The sequence below is a fragment of the Pantoea sp. 22096 genome (assembly GCF_052045955.1).
In the GTDB taxonomy this organism is placed as follows: Bacteria; Pseudomonadota; Gammaproteobacteria; order Enterobacterales; family Enterobacteriaceae; genus Pantoea; species Pantoea alfalfae.
On the sequence record NZ_JBQEPW010000001.1, the window covers coordinates 52,563 to 70,354 of the forward strand.

Genomic DNA, 17,792 nt, shown 5'->3' on the forward strand with positions numbered 1-17,792 from the left:
CAATGGAAGGCTGGCAACGCGCCTTTGTGCTGCATAGTCGTCCCTTCAGCGAAACCAGCCTGCTGCTCGACCTGTTCAGCGAAAACGAAGGGCGGGTACGGGTGCTGGCCAAGGGCGCACGCTCGCGGCGCTCTCAGCTGAAAGGTGCATTACAGCCTTTTACCCCGCTGCTGGTTCGCTGGAGCGGGCGCGGGGACGTCAAAACCCTGCGCAATGCTGAAGCGGTGTCGCTGGCCTTACCGCTCAGCGGCATCACGCTCTACTGCGGTCTCTACGTCAATGAGCTGGTCTCGCGCGTATTGCAGCCGGAATCTCCTTTCCAGGAACTTTTCTTCGACTATCTCAACTGCCTTCAGGCATTAGCTTCCACGCACGGCAAGCCCGAACCGGCACTGCGCCGTTTTGAACTGGCGCTGCTCGGTCATCTGGGGTATGGCGTCGACTTCCTGCATTGCGCCGGTAGCGGCGAGCCGGTCAGCGAAGACATGACGTACAGCTACCGTGAAGAGCGCGGTTTTATCGCCAGTCTGGTGGTCAATCAGCGCAGCTTTACCGGCCGTGAGTTGCACGCCCTGTGTGAACGTGAGTTTCCCGATGCCGATACGCTGCGCGCTGCTAAGCGCTTTACCCGCATCGCCCTGAAGCCCTATCTGGGTGGCAAGCCGCTGAAAAGTCAGGAGCTGTTCCGCCAGTTTATCCCGAAGAAAAAGCCCGAACAGGAAGAAGAATAGCGCTGGTCGTACCGCCTGTTTACATTTGCGCGGTACACTCAACATCACGATGGAAAAGAAGTGAGGATGGTCATGGCTGAGTTGCTGTTAGGTGTCAATATCGATCACATTGCCACGGTGCGTAACGCCCGTGGGACAAACTATCCCGATCCGGTGCAGGCGGCGTTCATCGCCGAGCAGGCAGGCGCAGACGGTATTACGGTGCACCTGCGCGAAGATCGCCGTCACATTACCGACCGCGACGTGCGTATCCTGCGTGACACTATCCAGACGCGCATGAATCTGGAGATGGCGGTCACTGATGAGATGATCGGCATCGCCTGCGATATCCAGCCCCATTTCTGCTGTCTGGTGCCCGAAAAGCGTCAGGAAGTGACCACGGAAGGCGGACTGGATGTGGCAGGGCAGCAGGAGAAGATGAACGCGGCTGTACGACTGCTGCGTGATGCGGGCATTCTGGTTTCACTGTTTATTGATGCCGACCACCGCCAGATCGAAGCGGCCGTTGCCACAGGTGCGCCTTATATCGAAATTCACACCGGCGCTTATGCCGAGGCACCAGAGGGACGGGGACGTGACGCGGAGCTGGCACGCATTCGCCATGCCGCCACCTTTGCCGCCAGCCTGGGGCTGAAGGTCAACGCCGGTCACGGTCTGACCTACCACAACGTGTTGCCGATTGCGGCGCTGCCGGAAATGCATGAGCTGAACATCGGCCATGCCATTATCGGTCGTGCGGTGATGAGTGGCCTGCCGGAGGCGGTTAAAGAGATGAAGCAACTGCTGCGTGAAGCCCGCCGCTAATGGCTATTCTGGGACTGGGCAGCGACATCGTTGAGATTGAACGCATCGCCGGGGTGATTGAGCGCTCCGGCGACCGGCTGGCGCGCCGGGTGCTGAGCGAAGCCGAATGGCAGCAGTATCAGGCACACAAGCAGCCGGTGCGCTTTCTCTCCAAGCGGTTTGCAGTCAAAGAGGCGGCAGCAAAAGCCTTTGGCACCGGCATTCGCGGTGGTCTGGCGTTTAATCAGTTTGAAGTTTACAACGATGCGCTGGGTAAACCGGGGTTACGCTTCTTTCAGCATGCAGCTGACGTGGCGGAGAGGCTGGGCGTTAAACACGTTCACGTGACGCTGGCCGATGAGCGTCACTATGCCTGCGCCACAGTCATCATTGAGAGCTAGCCGTGCAGCAGCACGAACTTCTCCCACAGCGCATCGCGTGATTCGGTGTGCTGTGGGTCAGTGATGATGGTGTTGTCGATGGGGCAGACCTGCTGACAGGTTGGCACCTCATAATGCCCGACGCATTCCGTGCAGCGGCTGACATCAATCTCATAGATCGCATCGCCCAGTGAAATCGCCTGGTTCGGGCACTCCGGTTCACACATATCGCAGTTAATGCATCTGGCCGTAATCAACAGCGCCATTTTTCCCACCTGATAACAACAGAAAAAGCGCGGGTATTATACGCGCTGTCGCTGATCAGACCAGCTTTTTCACCAGCGCTTCGCTGTGACGAATATGACTCGACGCACGCTCCGGATCGTTTTGCACCAGCGCCATAAACAGCAGATCGGTCAGCGCCAGCTGTGCGGTGGTCGAAGAGATCGCTGCGCTGCGGGTGCTCTGTTCTTCCGCCACCGTGTAGAGACAATAGCTGGCACTCTGCTGCAGGGTGTTCGGCGTAAAGCCGGTAAACGCCACCACATCGGCGCCCACCTGCACCGCTTCCTGCGCCGCCAGATTAATCTCGCGCCGTTCCCCGGTGTAGGAGATGGCCAGCAGCACATCGCCTGGCCCCATCGCCTGCACGCTGGCCAGCAGGGCGTGCATATCCTGTTCCGCCACTGCATTAATGCCAATCTTCATCAGCTTCCAGGAGAAATCCTTCGCCACCAGGCCCGATGCACCGATGCCGACCAGTAAAATGCGCCGGGCATTTTTCAGCAGCTGTAACACATCGTTGAGCTTCTCTTCGCTATTAATATCCAGCGTGGCGCGAATCGCCGAAAGCTTTTCGGTCAGCAGCTTTTCCCCCACCATTTTAAGCGGGTCGTCGCTGAGGATATGGTTATGCACGGTAATAGCATCCTTGTCCGCCAGTGACTCACTCAGAGCCAGCTTAAGCGCCGGAAAGCCTTTGTATCCCAGCTTCTGAGCAAACTTCACCACGCTCGACTGGCTGACGCCGGACTCTTCCGCCAGCTTTTGCGAACTCAGGTGACGTGCCTTATCGGGTTGCGACAGTAAAAAATCCGCCAGCCGACGCTCGTTCAATGCCAGACGTGGATAAAGCTGGCGAATGCGCAGCAATGAACTCATGCCCAATCCTCGTAATTCAGGGATAATCAGTGAAGAATAAACTATTCATCAGGCATTGTAGTCATCGGAATTAAAAATGACCGTCATCGCCGTACCGCCTGATGATGGCTACACTACTCTTTATCATCCCGGAATCAGCCGTTAAGGAGAGTTGTTTGACCAGGGGAACACAACGTCGCATCGTATTTTTCGACCTCGATGGCACTTTGCATCAGCAGGACATGTTCGGCACCTTTATGCGCTATCTGCTGCGTCGCCGTCCGCTGAATCTGCTGCTGGTGGTGCCGTTACTGCCGGTGGTGGGCATGGGCTTGCTGTTTAAAGGCCGTGCGGCACGCTGGCCCATGAGCCTGCTGCTCTGGTCAATTACCTTTGGCCGCTCCGAGCAGACATTGCTGCGCCTCGAAGCCGAGTTTGCCCAGTGGTTTCGCCTGCGCGTAAAAGCCTTCCCGGTGGTGCAGCAGCGCCTGACGGATTACCTCGGCAGTGATGATGCTGACGTCTGGCTCATCACCGGATCGCCACAGTCATTGGTAGAGCAGGTCTATTACGACTCCGCGTTTCTGCCACGCGTGAAGCTGATTGCCAGTCAGATGCAGCGCGGCTGGGGCGGGCGGGTACTGGCAATGCGCTGCCTCGGCCATGAGAAAGTGGCCCAGCTTGAAGAGAAAATCGGCACGCCGCTACAGCTCTACAGCGGCTATAGCGACAGCAAACAGGACAACCCGCTGCTGTTTTTCTGTCAGCATCGCTGGCGCGTAACACCCGCAGGTGAGCTGCAACAGCTGGAATAAATTTCTAAAGGATCGGTGAGACCGCTATAATGCGCCGCTTTTCTGTCGCCCGGAGTGGTCAGCATGAAACAACAAGATGAATACTGGATGCGCCATGCGCTTGACCTGGCGCGCCGGGCGTGGGAGCAGGGCGAAGTGCCGGTGGGTGCGGTGCTGGTTCAGAATGATCGGGTGATCGGTGAAGGCTGGAACCGGCCCATCGGCCAGCACGATCCGACGGCGCATGCGGAGATTATGGCGTTGCGGCAGGGCGGTAAGGTACTGGAAAATTATCGTCTGCTGGACACCACGCTCTACGTGACGCTGGAGCCGTGCGTGATGTGCGCCGGCGCCATGGTTCACAGCCGCATCAGCCGGCTGATCTATGGTGCGCACGATATTAAAAGTGGGGCGGCGGGGTCGCTGCTGGATGTGCTGGGCCACCCCGGCATGAATCATCAGGTTGAACTGCACAGCGGCGTGCTGGCTGAAGAGTGTGCCGCTATGCTGAGCGACTTCTTCCGTATGCGTCGCGAGCAGAAAAAAGCGCTGCGTCAGGCGCAACGCCAGGATTAATTCATGGCGATCTTTGGTTCGACCGCCGGGTAGCCTTTGGCCAGTTCGGCTTGTGATTCTTGTGCTTCAGCCTGCTGCGCCAGGCGTTTTTCCTGCTCCTGCAGATAACCCACCAGGCTTAACTGATATTTGCGGATGTTCTCCACATAGTTATAGGCTTCATGCCCACGGGCATAGCCATAAGCCGTCTGGGTGTAGTAACGCTTCTGACTCAGCATGGGCAGACGCAGCTTCACATCCGCCCAGCTGTCCGGATTACCGCCCTGGCGTGCCGTCAGCTTGCGGACGTCAAGCATATGGGCATAACCCATGTTATAAGCCGCCAGCGCAAACCAGATGCGCTCATCTTCCGGGATGGTCTGCGGCACCTTCGCCATCATATCCTGCAGATACTGACTGCCACCGCGAATGCTCTGTTCGGGATCGGTTCGATCGCCCACATCCAGGCTATCAGCGGTGTTACGCGTCAGCATCATCATGCCGCGCACGCCGGTCGGCGAGGTAGCCTGCGGGTTCCAGTGCGACTCCTGATAGGAGATTGCCGCCAGCAGCCGCCAGTCGATGCTGGTGGCGTACTTCTCAAACAGTGGCTTGATGTCGGGCAGCGTATTGTCGATGGCGCGCAGGAACGTGCGCGTATCAACATAGTCAAAGGTGCCGACGTGACCGAGATATTTCTCCTCCAGCCGCGCCATCGCGCCTTCTTCGCCCATACCATTAAAGAAGTCGAGCATTGCTGCATTCAGGCTATCGTCATCGCTGTGCCGCACATACCAGGTTACCGGCTCTTCATCGGTAACATCGAACGCCACCGCCAGCTGCGGATAGATGCGCTGCAACAGTGCAATAGTGACGGAGTCACCAATGGTATAGTCGAGCTTGCCGTCGGCGACCGCTTCCAGCAGAGCTTTAGGACTCTGATCGGTGGAGATCGCCCAGTCCAGATCGGGGAACTGATTGGAACGCGCGCTCTTTAGCGTTGACAGATAGGCCGATCCTGATGCAACCGTCAGCCGCCCCTTTAAGTCACCGAGGTTTTTAGGGCGTGGCTTATCCACGCGATAGACCAGCTGTTGTGAAACGTTGTAGTAACCTGGCCCGGTCTGATAGCGCGTCAGGCGTTCATTGTTGTAGTTCAGGCCAGCGGCCAGCAAATCGGCTTTACCATCGTCAAGGTCATCAAACAGATCGCTCAGGTTAGGACGAACCGTCACCTTCAGTTTGACGCCAAGATAATCGGCGAAGCGTTTTGCCAGCTCATAATCCATACCGGCCGGTAACTGGTTAACTGTGTAGTACGTCAATGGGGAGTTGATGGTACTGACCCGCAGGACTCCCCGTGATTTAATCTGTGAAATCCTGTCCTGCCCACCCCCATACCAGGGAATGGATGGCCACAGCGCTAACGCTAACAGCACGGCAACCAGACCGATAAACAGATAATTAAATTTTAGGCGTTTCAAATAGTTATCTCTCGCTGGCTCTAAGGCCTCTGTCTTTTAAAGGCAGTATTTATCTTCTTTGAACTCCCAGAGCGAGGGGCATTTTGCGCAACAAAATCACACTGAGCAACTTTTATAGCAGCTTTTGCGCAAAATTCAGGCAAATCCGGGTTGCCAAAAATTGTGCGCAAACGGTTTCGTCGCGAGGTCGCTTTCTCTATAATACGCCCCGTTTTCCCTGTTGCGCCCAATCAAGCGTCGCCCGGCGCCCTGACGAGAGACTTATTAATGGAAATTCTGCGTGGTTCGCCCGCCCTGTCGGCATTTCGTGTAAACAAACTGCTGACCCGCTTTCAGGACGCTCATCTGCCGGTGAGTGATATTTACGCTGAGTACATCCATTTTGCTGATGTCAGTACGCCCTTAACCGCTGACGAACAGAGCCGCCTGCAACGCCTGCTTAAATATGGTCCCTCTCTCGCTGAACATGCTCCACAGGGACGTCTGCTGCTGGTGACGCCACGTCCCGGCACCATTTCGCCCTGGTCATCCAAAGCCACCGACATTGCTCATAACTGCGGCCTGCCGCAGGTACGTCGTCTGGAACGTGGTCTGGCTTTTTATGTGCAGGCTCCGCAACTGACGGAAGCGCAGTGGCAGACGCTGGGTACACTGCTGCACGATAGGATGATGGAAACGGTCTATAGCGATCTGGCGCAGGCTGAGCAGCTGTTTGCGCACCATACGCCGCAGCCAGTGAAGAGTGTCGATCTGCTGGGTGAGGGCCGTCAGGCGCTGGTTCAGGCAAATATCTCGCTGGGTCTGGCGCTGGCAGACGATGAAATTGACTACCTGGTGGCGGCATTTACCGCGCTGGGCCGCAATCCCAACGACATTGAACTCTATATGTTTGCGCAGGCGAACTCTGAGCACTGTCGTCACAAGATCTTCAACGCCGACTGGATTATCGACGGCGAGAAACAGCCGAAGTCGCTGTTTAAGATGATCAAAAACACTATGGAGCAGACGCCGGACTTCGTGCTCTCTGCTTATAAAGATAATGCCGCCGTGATGGAAGGGTCAGAGGTTGGCCGCTTCTTTGCTGACGCCGGCGAAAGCGAATACCGCTGGCATCAGGAAGCCGCGCACATCCTGATGAAGGTGGAAACGCATAACCATCCAACGGCCATCTCGCCGTGGCCAGGCGCCGCGACCGGTTCCGGTGGTGAGATCCGTGATGAAGGCGCAACCGGACGCGGCTCCAAGCCCAAAGCGGGCCTGGTTGGATTCTCGGTCTCTAACCTGCGCATCCCTGGCTTTGAACAGCCATGGGAAGAGGACTTCGGCAAACCGGCGCGCATCGTCAGCGCGCTGGAAATCATGACCGACGGGCCTCTGGGCGGCGCTGCGTTTAACAATGAATTTGGTCGTCCGGCACTGAATGGCTATTTCCGTACCTATGAAGAGCAGGTCACCAGCCACAACGGCACCGAGCTGCGTGGCTATCATAAGCCGATTATGCTGGCGGGCGGCATCGGTAACATCCGCGCCGATCACGTGCAGAAAGGCGAAATTACCGTCGGCGCGAAGCTGGTGGTGCTGGGTGGTCCGGCCATGAACATCGGTCTGGGCGGCGGCGCGGCGTCATCCATGGCTTCGGGTCAGTCTGATGCCGATCTCGATTTCGCCTCCGTTCAGCGTGACAACCCGGAGATGGAACGCCGTTGCCAGGAAGTGATCGACCGCTGCTGGCAGCTGGGCGATGAGAACCCGATTCTGTTTATCCACGACGTGGGCGCTGGCGGCCTTTCCAATGCCATGCCGGAGCTGGTCAGCGACGGCGGTCGTGGTGGCCGGTTTAACCTGCGTGACATCCTGAGTGATGAGCCAGGCATGAGCCCGCTGGAAGTCTGGTGTAACGAATCACAGGAACGTTATGTGATGGCCGTAGCGCCCGATCAGCTCGCACAGTTCGAGGCGATCTGCCAGCGCGAACGCGCACCGTTCGCGGTGATTGGTGAAGCGACCGAAGAGCTGCACCTGAGCCTGGAAGACAGCCATTTCGATAATAAGCCCATCGACATGCCGCTTGACGTGCTGCTGGGCAAAACGCCGAAGATGACGCGTGATGTGGTGACACAGCAGGCACAGGGTACTGAACTGCAGCGCGACGGCATTACGCTGGTCGATGCGGTGAATCGCGTACTGCATCTGCCTGCCGTGGCGGAAAAAACCTTCCTGATCACCATCGGTGACCGCAGCGTGACCGGCATGGTAGCGCGCGATCAGATGGTCGGCCCGTGGCAGATCCCGGTTGCCAACTGTGCGGTGACCACCGCCAGCCTCGACAGCTACCACGGTGAGGCCTTTGCCCTGGGCGAACGTTCACCGGTTGCGCTGCTGGATTTCGCAGCGTCGGGGCGTCTGGCTGTCGGTGAAGCACTGACCAACCTGGCGGCAACGCAGATTGGTTCGCTGAAGCGTGTGAAACTCTCCGCTAACTGGATGTCTGCAGCCGGTCACCCGGGTGAAGATGCCGGTTTATATGCGGCGGTGAAAGCAGTCGGCGAAGAGCTTTGCCCGGCGCTGGGGATCACTATTCCGGTCGGTAAAGATTCGATGTCGATGAAAACCCGCTGGCAGGAAGGCACCGAACAGCGTGAGATGACCTCGCCGCTGTCGCTGGTGATTACCGCGTTTGCCCGCGTCGAAGATGTGCGTCGTACCGTCACGCCACAGCTGCAGGCCGAACAGGACAACCTGCTGCTGCTGATTGATCTGGGTAACGGCGCGAATACGCTGGGCGCAACCGCGCTGTCGCAGGTCTATCGTCAGCTCGGCGACAAACCTGCCGACGTGCGTGATGCCACACAGCTGGCGGGCTTCTTCAATGCGATTCAGGCGCTGGTGGCTGAGCAGAAACTGCTGGCTTACCACGATCGTTCCGACGGCGGTCTGCTGGTGACGCTGGCCGAGATGGCCTTTGCCGGTCACTGCGGTATTGACGTTGATATCGCCTCGCTGGGCAACGATGCGCTGGCCGCCCTGTTTACCGAAGAGCTGGGCGCGGTGATCCAGATCAATGCCGCCGATCGCGCAGCGGTTGAGCAGATCCTGGCGGATCATGGCCTTGCCGCTTCGACGCATCTGCTGGGCAGTGCACAGCCGGGCGATCGCTTTGTGATCCGTGCCGGTGACCGCGCGGTTTACAGCGAAAGCCGTACCACGCTGCGCACCTGGTGGGCGGAAACCACCTGGCAGATGCAGCGCCTGCGCGACAACCCGGCGTGTGCCGATCAGGAACATGAAGCGAAGAAGAACGACAGTGACCCTGGCCTGAACGTGAATCTGACCTTCAATCCGCAGGAAGATGTGGCTGCACCGATGATCGCTACGGGCGCACGTCCACGCGTCGCCGTGCTGCGTGAGCAGGGCGTCAACTCCCATGTGGAGATGGCCGCCGCCTTTGATCGGGCCGGTTTCACCGCCATTGACGTCCACATGAGCGATCTGCTGGCCGGACGTCGCGGTCTGGAAGAGTTCCAGGCGCTGGTGGCCTGTGGCGGCTTCTCTTACGGCGATGTGCTGGGTGCCGGTGAGGGCTGGGCGAAATCGATTCTGTTCAACCCACGCGTGCGTGACGAGTTCGAAACCTTCTTCCACCGTCCGCAAACTCTGGCGCTGGGCGTCTGCAACGGTTGCCAGATGATGTCCAACCTGCACGAACTGATCCCAGGTAGCGACCTCTGGCCGCGCTTTGTGCGTAACCAGTCTGAGCGCTTTGAAGCACGCTTCAGCCTGGTTGAAGTGGCCGCCAGTCCGTCACTGCTGCTGGACGGCATGGCCGGTTCGCATATGCCTATCGCGGTGTCGCACGGTGAAGGCTTTGTTGAAGTCCGTGATGCGACACATCTGGCGGCGCTGGAGTCGAAAGGGCTGGTGGCACTGCGCTTTGTCGATAACTTCGGCAAGGTGACAGAAACCTATCCGGCTAACCCGAATGGTTCTCCTGACGGCATCACCGCGGTGACCAATGAAAGTGGCCGCGTCACCATTATGATGCCGCATCCGGAGCGCGTGTTCCGTACCGTCAGCAACTCCTGGCATCCGGCCGAGTGGGGCGAAGACAGTCCGTGGATGCGCATTTTCCGCAATGCGCGCAGACAGCTGGGTTAATTTAATCCACTGAAATGAACAGGAGGCCAGCGTGCCTCCTGTTCTTTTTTGCGCCGCTGTTGGCAAATAACGACAACAGAGCCTTTGCGCTGTCGCTGTATGGCGACATTTATCTCGTTGATTTTTAATGCGTGCTTATCAGACTGATTTTAGTGTCGCCTTACGGAGACAGACAGCCTGTGCTGATATAAGATTTTTCGCGACAGTCAGCGGGCGGGCCTGCTCAATTTGCTGAAAAATATAATGATTTATTTTCTGGCATGGAACTTGCTATACTCATGCAGCTGCTCATTCACCTGTTTATGATTGCCCCGCTTAGCGGATAAGAGCTCATAAAGCCCGAATGACGCACCAAACGGAGCCTGCCGTCCACCTGACCGATAATCGCTTGCGTTATCAAACACCGGACGTAACGTTGAGTAAGGCTCCACCCATTCTTACGCGATGCATCACGCGTCGTGCCAGCGGCAGGCCATTGAGCCTGCCGTTTTCTTTCGTTCCCCTTTCTTCCGCAGACAGAGTCCGCTAGCATCCAGACAGCGAATCTTAAGGAAGCGGCTGCGTGAAAAAATGGCGTTTATTTCCCCGTTCTCTGCGTCAGCTGGTGCTGATGGCGTTTGTCCTGGTGCTGCTGCCCCTGCTGGTACTGGCCTGGCAGGCGTGGGAAAGTCTCTCTGCATTAAGCGAACAGGCTGCGGACACTAACCGCAATACCTTTACCGATGTGCGCAGAAGTGAGGCGATGGCGCGAACGGCGGTTGAGCTGGAGCGTAGCTATCGCCAGTACTGCGTGCTGGATGATGCCTCGCTGGCGCGCCTCTATCAGACTCAGCATACCCGCTACAGTCAGATGCTGAGCTCGCACAGCGCCAGCCTGCCCGAACTGCCCGCATTCCAGACCTTACAGGCGACGCTGCCGCTGCTGACGCCACTGAAATGTGACAATGGTAATCCGGTGCCGGTTGCCGCAGAGGCGCTGGATCGCTTTTCTGCGACCAATGCGCAGATGGTGCAGGACACGCGCGAAGTGGTCTTTTCGCGTGGCTTACAGCTGCAGCGCGAAATTGCCGATCGCGGCCAGTTTTTTGGCTGGCAGGCGCTGATTCTGTTTATCATCAGTCTGGCACTGATGACGCTGTTTACCGGCATGATTATCGGTCCGGTTAAGCGCATTGAACGGATGATCAACCGGCTTGGCGAAGGGCGGGCACTGGGTAACAGCGGGACATTTCGCGGTCCGCGCGAATTGCGATCGCTGGGACAGCGCATCGTCTGGCTCAGCGAGCGGCTTCAGTGGCTGGAATCGCAGCGTCATGAATTTCTTCGCCATCTCTCTCACGAGCTGAAAACGCCGCTGGCCAGCCTGCGTGAAGGCACGGAACTGCTGGCGGACGAAGTCGCCGGCTCGCTGAATGTCGATCAAAAAGAAGTGGTCACTATCCTCGACAGCAGCAGTCGCCATCTGCAGCAGCTGATTGAACAGCTGCTCGATTACAACCGCAAACTGGCGGATGGCCCGATCGCGCTGGAGCCGGTCAGCGTGGCGGAGATTGTGGAAGATGTCGTTAACGCACATGCGCTTTCGGCGCGCGCCAAACTGATGCAGACGGTCGTCGATCTTAAGGTCAGTCACTGCCTCGCAGAACCGATGTTACTGATGCGGGTCATCGACAACCTCTATTCGAACGCCGTGAACTACGGCAGCGAATCCGGTACCATCTGGCTTCGCAGTCAGCAGCAGGGCGATCGGATCTGGATTGAGGTCGCGAATAGCGGCTCGCCGATCCCGCCTGAAGAGCAGGCGATGATTTTCGAACCGTTCTACCAGGGCAGCCAGCAGCGTAAAGGGCCGGTGAAAGGCAGCGGGCTGGGATTGAGTATCGCCAAAGATTGCCTGCGCCGGATGCAGGGCGATCTGACGCTGGTCTCCTGCGAGCAGGCTGACGTCTGTTTTCGAATTGAACTGAACACCACAGCCGGGAAAGTCTGACTGATGAAATATTTACCCGCTTTGCTGTTGAGCACGCTGACTACGCTGCTCCTCAGCGGATGTACGACCTCCCCGGCCACCTCCTCTTTGCCGTCAGGCCATCAGGTGGCGGAACCCGAGGTCAGAATCGCTGATTACCTGGCGACCCGTTGCAGTGACCTGTGGCCGATAGAAAATAGTACGGCGCTGGGTAACACCCTCTACTGGATGCGGGCGATCGACTGTGCCGAACGTCTTTCTCCCGCGGAGGCCCGTGCCGAAGCCCATCGCTGGCCGGCTGAAAACTGGTCGCGCGCCTTCAAGCAGGGCGTACTGATGTCCAACGGCAACGTGACGCCTGTTGAACGTCGTCGCTATGTTGAAACCCTGGATCGCTACAGCAGCGATTTTCCGCAGTCTGTGCGCCCGCTGATTCAGCTGTGGCGCAGTAATCAGACCGCGCAGCTTGACCTCAGTGAAGCGCGCACCCGTTATGCCCATCTGCAGCAGAGCAGTGATACGCAGCTTGAGGCGATACGCCAGCAGATGGTGAAACAGCAGCAGCAGCTCAGCGACACGCAGCATAAGCTGGAGCGGCTGACTGACATTGAGCGTCAGCTTTCATCACGCAAAGCCCCGGATGTGTCTGACAGCGGTCACGGCACGGCACTGCCGCAGGATGAGGAGCAATAATGGTGAGGCAAGCGGCAAAATTGCTGCTGGTGGATGACGATCCCAGCCTGCTGAAGCTGCTGGGCATGCGTCTTCGCAGCGAAGGGTATCAGGTCACCACGGCAGGCAGCGGACCCGAAGCGTTGCGTCTGCTGCAGAAAGAGAAAATTGAGCTGGTGATCAGCGATCTGCGTATGGATGAGATGGACGGTCTGGCGCTGTTTGGCGAAATCCAGAAACGCCACACCAACTTGCCAGTGATTATCCTGACGGCGCACGGCTCTATTCCGGACGCGGTCTCTGCCACCCAGCAGGGCGTTTTCAGCTTCCTGACCAAACCGGTAGACAAAGATGCGCTTTATAAAGCCATTGATGAGGCGCTGGCACAGCAGGTGCCGGTCAGTGATGACCGCTGGCGCGAAGCGATTGTCACCCGCAGCCCGCTGATGTTGAAGCTGCTGGAGCAGGCGCACATGGTGGCGCAGTCGGATGTCAGCGTGCTGATTAACGGTCAGAGCGGTACCGGTAAAGAGATGCTGGCGCAGGCGATTCACGCCGCCAGCCCGCGCAACGGCAAGCCGTTTGTCGCCATTAACTGTGGCGCACTGCCGGAGCAACTGCTGGAGTCAGAGCTGTTCGGTCACGCTAAAGGGGCGTTCACCGGTGCCGTCAGTGCCCGTGACGGTTTATTTAAAACCGCTGGCGGCGGCACGCTGTTCCTGGATGAGATTGGCGATATGCCGCAACCGCTGCAGGTGAAATTGCTGCGGGTGCTACAGGAGCGTAAGGTCAGGCCGCTGGGCAGCGATCACGATATTGAGATCGACGTGCGCATCATTTCAGCTACCCATCGCGATCTGCCAAAGGCGATGGAGAAGAAGGAATTCCGTGAGGATCTCTTCTATCGTCTGAATGTGGTGAATCTGAAGATTCCGGCACTGCATCAGCGCACCGAAGATATCCCGCTGCTGGCTAATCATCTGTTACGTCAGGCGGCAGAACGGCATAAACCGCAGATTCGCAGTTTTTCCGTCGATGCAATGAAGCGTCTGATGGCGGCCAGCTGGCCGGGCAACGTGCGTCAGCTGGTGAACGTGATTGAGCAGTGCGTGGCACTGAGTTCATCGCCGGTGATTAGCGATGCGCTGGTGGAGCAGGCCTTAAGCGGTGAAAACAGCGCGTTGCCGACATTTGCAGAGGCGCGCAATCAGTTTGAGCTGAACTATCTGCGCAAGTTGTTGCAGATGACCAAAGGCAATGTGACCAACGCCGCACGTCTGGCCGGGCGTAATCGCACGGAGTTCTATAAGCTGCTGTCTCGTCATGAACTGGACGCCAGTGATTTCAAAGAGTAGCGGGGGCGGCGAAGTGATACCGGGAGGTTGACTGCTCAGGCCCGACGCAGAATGGTTGCAGTCAGCACAATCTGACAGCGCTTGCGGCAACCTGAAGAAACCCGGATATTACCGCCCGACAGCGCCAGTAACATTTATACTTGATAAACCCTCTGACCATGGAGGGAGTGAAAAAGGGTCTGACATGAAAAAGATTGATGCGATTATCAAACCATTCAAACTCGATGATGTTCGTGAAGCCTTAGCGGAAGTGGGCATCACCGGGATGACCGTGAGTGAAGTAAAGGGCTTTGGTCGCCAGAAAGGGCACACCGAGCTGTACCGCGGCGCAGAGTATATGGTCGATTTCTTACCTAAAGTGAAAATCGAGATGGTGGTGGGCGACGATATCGTTGATACCTGCGTCGAGACCATTATGCGCACGGCGCAGACCGGCAAAATCGGTGACGGTAAGATTTTCGTCTTTGACGTGGCGCGTGTAGTGCGTATCCGTACGGGCGAAGAGGATGAAGAGGCGATCTGATAGTCTTTTTATCAGCTCTTTATCAGCATAAAGAAGCCCGCGCTGCGGGCTTTTTTTATGCCTGGGGAGCCTGGGACGAATAGCTTTGAGATCGAGCCAGCTCTGGGAACACGGTCAGATCGGAAAGACGCAAAAGCCAGTCCCTTAGTGCCTCATCTGGAATCGTTGGCTGTGTGATCGCGCCTGCTTAGAGAACACGGACAGATCGGAAAGACGCAAAACCCGCCATCCATGGCGCGGGACGCTTTCCTCTTCTGCCCGTGTTCCCTTCGCTTTGAGCTTATGCGTTGCTGCAAGACTCACATTGGGCAGATTCAATCTGGTACGGTTAGCGGTGAGAGCATTCCCTGCGCTTTTAGCTGATTCATTGCTGTCAGATTTAGATCGGGTTTGCCAGTAATCTAAGCCCGCAGCGCGGGCTTTTTTATCGCTCAATCACATGCCTTTATGCGGGCCAAAGAGTTCGTAATGGATGTGTGAATCTGCCACACCGGCATCACGCAGTTGCGCCACCACATGTTGCATAAAAGGCAGCGGGCCGCAAAGGTAGAAGTGGGTGTCGGGTGAGGTGAAGCGTGCTGAAAGCGCGGTGATATCCATCAGACCCTGCGCGTCATAGCGACCGGCATCTTCAGCCGCGGGATCGCGATACCAGACCTCGCTGACGAAATCGGTGAGCTGTGCGCCCGTAGCTATCACTTCCGGGCCAAATGCATGCTGTTTGCCGTTCTCTGCGGCATGCAGCCAGCTGACCGGCGCGCGGTGCTGGCTTGCTGCCAGCGCATGGAGCATCGCCAGCATCGGCGTCTGACCCACGCCTGCAGAAATCAGCGCCACAGGCGTGACAGGGTTGACCTCAAGGAAGAAGTCGCCGTGCGGTGCGGCGAGCATCAGCTCATCACCCACCTTGCCATTCTGATGCAGCCAGCCGGAGACGGTGCCCTGTGCTTCTCGTTTCACCGCGATGCGATACTCTTTGCCGTTGCTGAGATGTGTCAGCGAGTACTGACGAATCTGGTGATGTTCGAAGCTGGCAGGCTGCAGGTGGACTGTCAGATACTGACCGGGCTTAAAGGCGGCAACCGGGCCGCCATCCACCGGCGTGAAGGTAAAGCTTTTAATCACCTCGCTCTGCTGCTCAATCGCACTGATGCGAAACGCCCGGGTGCCACGCCAGCCGCCGGTTTGCTGCTCTGTGGCCTGATAAATTTCCTCTTCGCGATTGATGAATACCTCTGCCAGCACGCCGTAAGCCTGGCCCCATGCCGCCAGCGCCTCTTCGCCCGGATCCAACAGTTCTTTAATGGTTGCCAGCAGATTTTCACCGACGATGGCGTACTGTGCAGGCTGGATATTCAGGCTGGTATGTTTCTGCGCAATCTTTTCCACCGCAGGCAGCAGCACGGCCAGATTCTCCAGGTTTGCGCCATAGGCGCAGATGGCGTTGAACAGGGCTTCCCGCTGATCGCCATTACGCTGGTTATTCATATTGAAGACGTTTTTAAGTTCCGGATGGTGCGACAGCATGCGGTCATAGAAGTGGGCGGTAAGCTTTGGACCGCAGGCGGCGATGGCAGGCAGGGTCGATTTAACGGTGGCGATGGCGTGTGCATCAAGCATAAAGGCGGCCTCTTATTAAACATGTATTTTAAATGCATCTTATAGCCACTTCGTCTGCGGTGTAAATAATCCAATGAATTTTCTGGTTGTCTGAGTGGCAACTTTTTAGTGCATCAAGAAAGCCTTCGGCACAGCCTGAAGAAAAAACGTGGCGTCTGAACAGGGTAAAAAGGTGTAAAAATGCTGTGCCAGCAGCCAGCCAATCGTTTGCGTAAAAAGAGGCAGCTCACCCTACCTTCACCTGTTAAAACGGTTTACACTGTGGGCCTTCGCCCCTGAAGGGGGGTAAATACCGTCAGAAAGTTAGCTGAGTCAGGAGATCCGGATGTTAAAGCGTGATATGAACATTGCCGATTACGATGCCGAGTTGTGGCAGGCGATGGAGCAGGAGACAGTGCGTCAGGAAGAGCACATTGAACTGATTGCTTCTGAAAACTACACCAGCCCGCGTGTTATGCAGGCACAGGGTTCTCAGCTCACCAATAAATACGCTGAAGGCTATCCGGGCAAACGCTACTACGGCGGCTGTGAGTACGTTGATATCGTTGAGCAGCTGGCGATCGATCGCGCAAAAGAACTGTTTGGTGCCGATTACGCTAACGTGCAGCCACACTCAGGTTCACAGGCTAATTTTGCGGTTTACACCGCGCTGCTGCAGCCGGGCGATACTATTCTGGGGATGAACCTGGCGCACGGTGGGCACCTGACTCACGGCTCACCGGTTAACCTGTCGGGCAAACTCTATAACGTGGTGGCTTACGGTATCGATGAGACCGGTAAAATCGATTACGACGAACTGGCTGAACTGGCGAAAACCCACAAGCCAAAAATGATCGTAGGCGGATTCTCGGCGTACTCCGGCGTCTGTGACTGGGCGAAAATGCGCGAAATCGCAGACAGCGTGGGAGCCTGGCTGTTTGTCGATATGGCACACGTTGCTGGACTGATTGCTGCTGACGTTTACCCAAGTCCGATCCCGCATGCGCACATCGTGACCTCCACCACCCACAAAACGCTGGCGGGTCCGCGCGGCGGCATCATTCTGGCGAAAAACGGTGATGAAGATTTCTATAAGAAACTGAACTCTGCTGTCTTCCCTGGCGGTCAGGGTGGTCCACTGATGCACGTTATCGCCGGTAAAGCGGTTGCCTTCAAAGAGGCGATGGAGCCGGAGTTCAAAACCTACCAGCAGCAGGTGGCAAAAAACGCCAAAGCGATGGTAGAAGTGCTGATCGAGCGTGGCTATGACATCGTGTCTGGCGGCACGCATAACCATCTGTTCCTGATTGATCTGGTGAGCAAGAACCTGACCGGTAAAGAAGCCGATGCGGCGCTGGGCCGTGCCAACATCACGGTTAACAAGAACAGCGTGCCAAACGATCCGAAAAGCCCGTTTGTGACGTCTGGTATCCGTATCGGTACACCAGCGGTTACCCGTCGTGGCTTCAAAGAGGCAGACGTACGTGAGCTGGCTGGCTGGATCGCCGATGTGCTGGATAACATCAATGACGAAGCGACCATTGAGCGCACCAAGAAGAAAGTGCTGGATATCTGCAGCCGTCTGCCGGTCTACGCTTAATCGCTAACCTGTTGTGAGACAGCATAAAAAGGATGGCATCTGCCATCCTTTT

15 protein-coding genes are annotated in these 17,792 nt (G+C 57.1%); 11 read left to right on the plus strand and 4 right to left on the minus strand.

Going from position 1 to position 17,792, the window contains the following annotated elements:
* The first annotated feature begins 2 nt into the window (after positions 1 to 2).
* The 3 genes from recO to acpS all read left to right on the plus strand — a co-directional run bounded on the left by recO (position 3) and on the right by acpS (position 1,915).
* Complete coding sequence (recO, locus tag ACTJKZ_RS00265; RefSeq protein ID WP_161736182.1) at positions 3 to 731, plus strand: DNA repair protein RecO; 729 nt, start codon at positions 3 to 5, stop codon at positions 729 to 731.
* A 72-nt stretch (positions 732 to 803) separates the two neighbouring features.
* Positions 804 to 1,535 carry a pyridoxine 5'-phosphate synthase gene (pdxJ, locus tag ACTJKZ_RS00270; RefSeq protein WP_161736183.1) on the plus strand — a complete coding sequence of 244 codons (732 nt, stop codon included), beginning with the start codon at positions 804 to 806 and terminating at the stop codon, positions 1,533 to 1,535.
* Positions 1,535 to 1,915 carry a holo-ACP synthase gene (gene acpS, locus ACTJKZ_RS00275; RefSeq protein ID WP_161736184.1) on the plus strand — a complete coding sequence of 127 codons (381 nt, stop codon included), beginning with the start codon at positions 1,535 to 1,537 and terminating at the stop codon, positions 1,913 to 1,915. The genes pdxJ and acpS overlap by 1 nt, the downstream gene beginning before the upstream one ends.
* Here acpS and ACTJKZ_RS00280 read toward each other — a convergent pair.
* Both ACTJKZ_RS00280 and ACTJKZ_RS00285 read right to left on the minus strand, forming a co-directional pair.
* Positions 1,912 to 2,160 carry a YfhL family 4Fe-4S dicluster ferredoxin gene (locus tag ACTJKZ_RS00280; protein ID WP_161736185.1) on the minus strand — a complete coding sequence of 83 codons (249 nt, stop codon included), beginning with the start codon at positions 2,158 to 2,160 and terminating at the stop codon, positions 1,912 to 1,914. The two genes, acpS and ACTJKZ_RS00280, sit on opposite strands and share 4 nt — an antisense overlap.
* A 55-nt stretch (positions 2,161 to 2,215) precedes the next feature.
* Entirely contained in the window at positions 2,216 to 3,055 is an 840-nt protein-coding gene (locus ACTJKZ_RS00285; protein WP_150012637.1) for a MurR/RpiR family transcriptional regulator, read from the minus strand.
* Between the two features lie 155 nt (positions 3,056 to 3,210).
* Between ACTJKZ_RS00285 and yfhb the strand changes: the two genes are divergently transcribed.
* Both yfhb and tadA read left to right on the plus strand, forming a co-directional pair.
* Positions 3,211 to 3,849 carry a phosphatidylglycerophosphatase C gene (gene yfhb / locus ACTJKZ_RS00290; RefSeq protein ID WP_161736187.1) on the plus strand — a complete coding sequence of 213 codons (639 nt, stop codon included), beginning with the start codon at positions 3,211 to 3,213 and terminating at the stop codon, positions 3,847 to 3,849.
* 63 nt (positions 3,850 to 3,912) lie between these two features.
* Entirely contained in the window at positions 3,913 to 4,404 is a 492-nt protein-coding gene (gene tadA, locus ACTJKZ_RS00295) for a tRNA adenosine(34) deaminase TadA (protein ID WP_260059524.1), read from the plus strand.
* On the opposite strand, the gene mltF is transcribed toward tadA, so the two are convergent.
* Positions 4,401 to 5,867 (minus strand): membrane-bound lytic murein transglycosylase MltF, encoded by a 1,467-nt coding sequence (mltF, locus tag ACTJKZ_RS00300; RefSeq protein WP_440829072.1) that lies wholly within the window; start codon positions 5,865 to 5,867, stop codon positions 4,401 to 4,403. The genes tadA and mltF overlap by 4 nt on opposite strands.
* A gap of 267 nt (positions 5,868 to 6,134) precedes the next feature.
* On the opposite strand from mltF, the gene purL reads away from it, so the two are divergent.
* The 5 genes from purL (at position 6,135) to glnB (ending at position 14,541) form a co-directional block, all read left to right on the plus strand.
* Positions 6,135 to 10,022 (plus strand): phosphoribosylformylglycinamidine synthase, encoded by a 3,888-nt coding sequence (purL, locus tag ACTJKZ_RS00305; protein WP_440829073.1) that lies wholly within the window; start codon positions 6,135 to 6,137, stop codon positions 10,020 to 10,022.
* A 562-nt stretch (positions 10,023 to 10,584) separates the two neighbouring features.
* Positions 10,585 to 12,012: a sensor histidine kinase gene (locus ACTJKZ_RS00310; protein WP_222925119.1), complete on the plus strand. Its 1,428-nt coding sequence runs from the start codon at positions 10,585 to 10,587 to the stop codon at positions 12,010 to 12,012.
* A gap of 3 nt (positions 12,013 to 12,015) precedes the next feature.
* Positions 12,016 to 12,684: a two-component system QseEF-associated lipoprotein QseG gene (qseG, locus tag ACTJKZ_RS00315; RefSeq protein WP_107320023.1), complete on the plus strand. Its 669-nt coding sequence runs from the start codon at positions 12,016 to 12,018 to the stop codon at positions 12,682 to 12,684.
* Entirely contained in the window at positions 12,684 to 14,018 is a 1,335-nt protein-coding gene (gene glrR / locus ACTJKZ_RS00320; protein WP_161736192.1) for a two-component system response regulator GlrR, read from the plus strand. The genes qseG and glrR overlap by 1 nt, the downstream gene beginning before the upstream one ends.
* A gap of 184 nt (positions 14,019 to 14,202) precedes the next feature.
* The gene (gene glnB, locus ACTJKZ_RS00325) at positions 14,203 to 14,541 is read left to right on the plus strand and encodes a nitrogen regulatory protein P-II (RefSeq protein ID WP_003848647.1); all 339 of its coding nucleotides are present in this window, start codon (positions 14,203 to 14,205) and stop codon (positions 14,539 to 14,541) included.
* A gap of 435 nt (positions 14,542 to 14,976) precedes the next feature.
* Here glnB and hmpA read toward each other — a convergent pair whose 3' ends face one another.
* Complete coding sequence (hmpA, locus tag ACTJKZ_RS00330) at positions 14,977 to 16,161, minus strand: NO-inducible flavohemoprotein (protein WP_440829074.1); 1,185 nt, start codon at positions 16,159 to 16,161, stop codon at positions 14,977 to 14,979.
* A 325-nt stretch (positions 16,162 to 16,486) separates the two neighbouring features.
* On the opposite strand from hmpA, the gene glyA reads away from it, so the two are divergent.
* Entirely contained in the window at positions 16,487 to 17,740 is a 1,254-nt protein-coding gene (gene glyA / locus ACTJKZ_RS00335; RefSeq protein ID WP_161734376.1) for a serine hydroxymethyltransferase, read from the plus strand.
* The last annotated feature ends 52 nt before the right edge of the window (positions 17,741 to 17,792 follow it).

What these genes read in the sequence shown, in the direction of transcription:
- recO (WP_161736182.1), top strand. Translation starts at nt 3, where the DNA reads ATGGAAGGCTGGCAACGCGCCTTTGTGCTGCATAGTCGTCCCTTCAGC.
- pdxJ (WP_161736183.1), top strand. Translation starts at nt 804, where the DNA reads ATGGCTGAGTTGCTGTTAGGTGTCAATATCGATCACATTGCCACGGTG.
- acpS (WP_161736184.1), top strand. Translation starts at nt 1,535, where the DNA reads ATGGCTATTCTGGGACTGGGCAGCGACATCGTTGAGATTGAACGCATC.
- ACTJKZ_RS00280 (WP_161736185.1), bottom strand. Translation starts at nt 2,160, where the DNA reads ATGGCGCTGTTGATTACGGCCAGATGCATTAACTGCGATATGTGTGAA.
- ACTJKZ_RS00285 (WP_150012637.1), bottom strand. Translation starts at nt 3,055, where the DNA reads ATGAGTTCATTGCTGCGCATTCGCCAGCTTTATCCACGTCTGGCATTG.
- tadA (WP_260059524.1), top strand. Translation starts at nt 3,913, where the DNA reads ATGAAACAACAAGATGAATACTGGATGCGCCATGCGCTTGACCTGGCG.
- purL (WP_440829073.1), top strand. Translation starts at nt 6,135, where the DNA reads ATGGAAATTCTGCGTGGTTCGCCCGCCCTGTCGGCATTTCGTGTAAAC.
- qseG (WP_107320023.1), top strand. Translation starts at nt 12,016, where the DNA reads ATGAAATATTTACCCGCTTTGCTGTTGAGCACGCTGACTACGCTGCTC.
- glrR (WP_161736192.1), top strand. Translation starts at nt 12,684, where the DNA reads ATGGTGAGGCAAGCGGCAAAATTGCTGCTGGTGGATGACGATCCCAGC.
- glnB (WP_003848647.1), top strand. Translation starts at nt 14,203, where the DNA reads ATGAAAAAGATTGATGCGATTATCAAACCATTCAAACTCGATGATGTT.
- hmpA (WP_440829074.1), bottom strand. Translation starts at nt 16,161, where the DNA reads ATGCTTGATGCACACGCCATCGCCACCGTTAAATCGACCCTGCCTGCC.
- glyA (WP_161734376.1), top strand. Translation starts at nt 16,487, where the DNA reads ATGTTAAAGCGTGATATGAACATTGCCGATTACGATGCCGAGTTGTGG.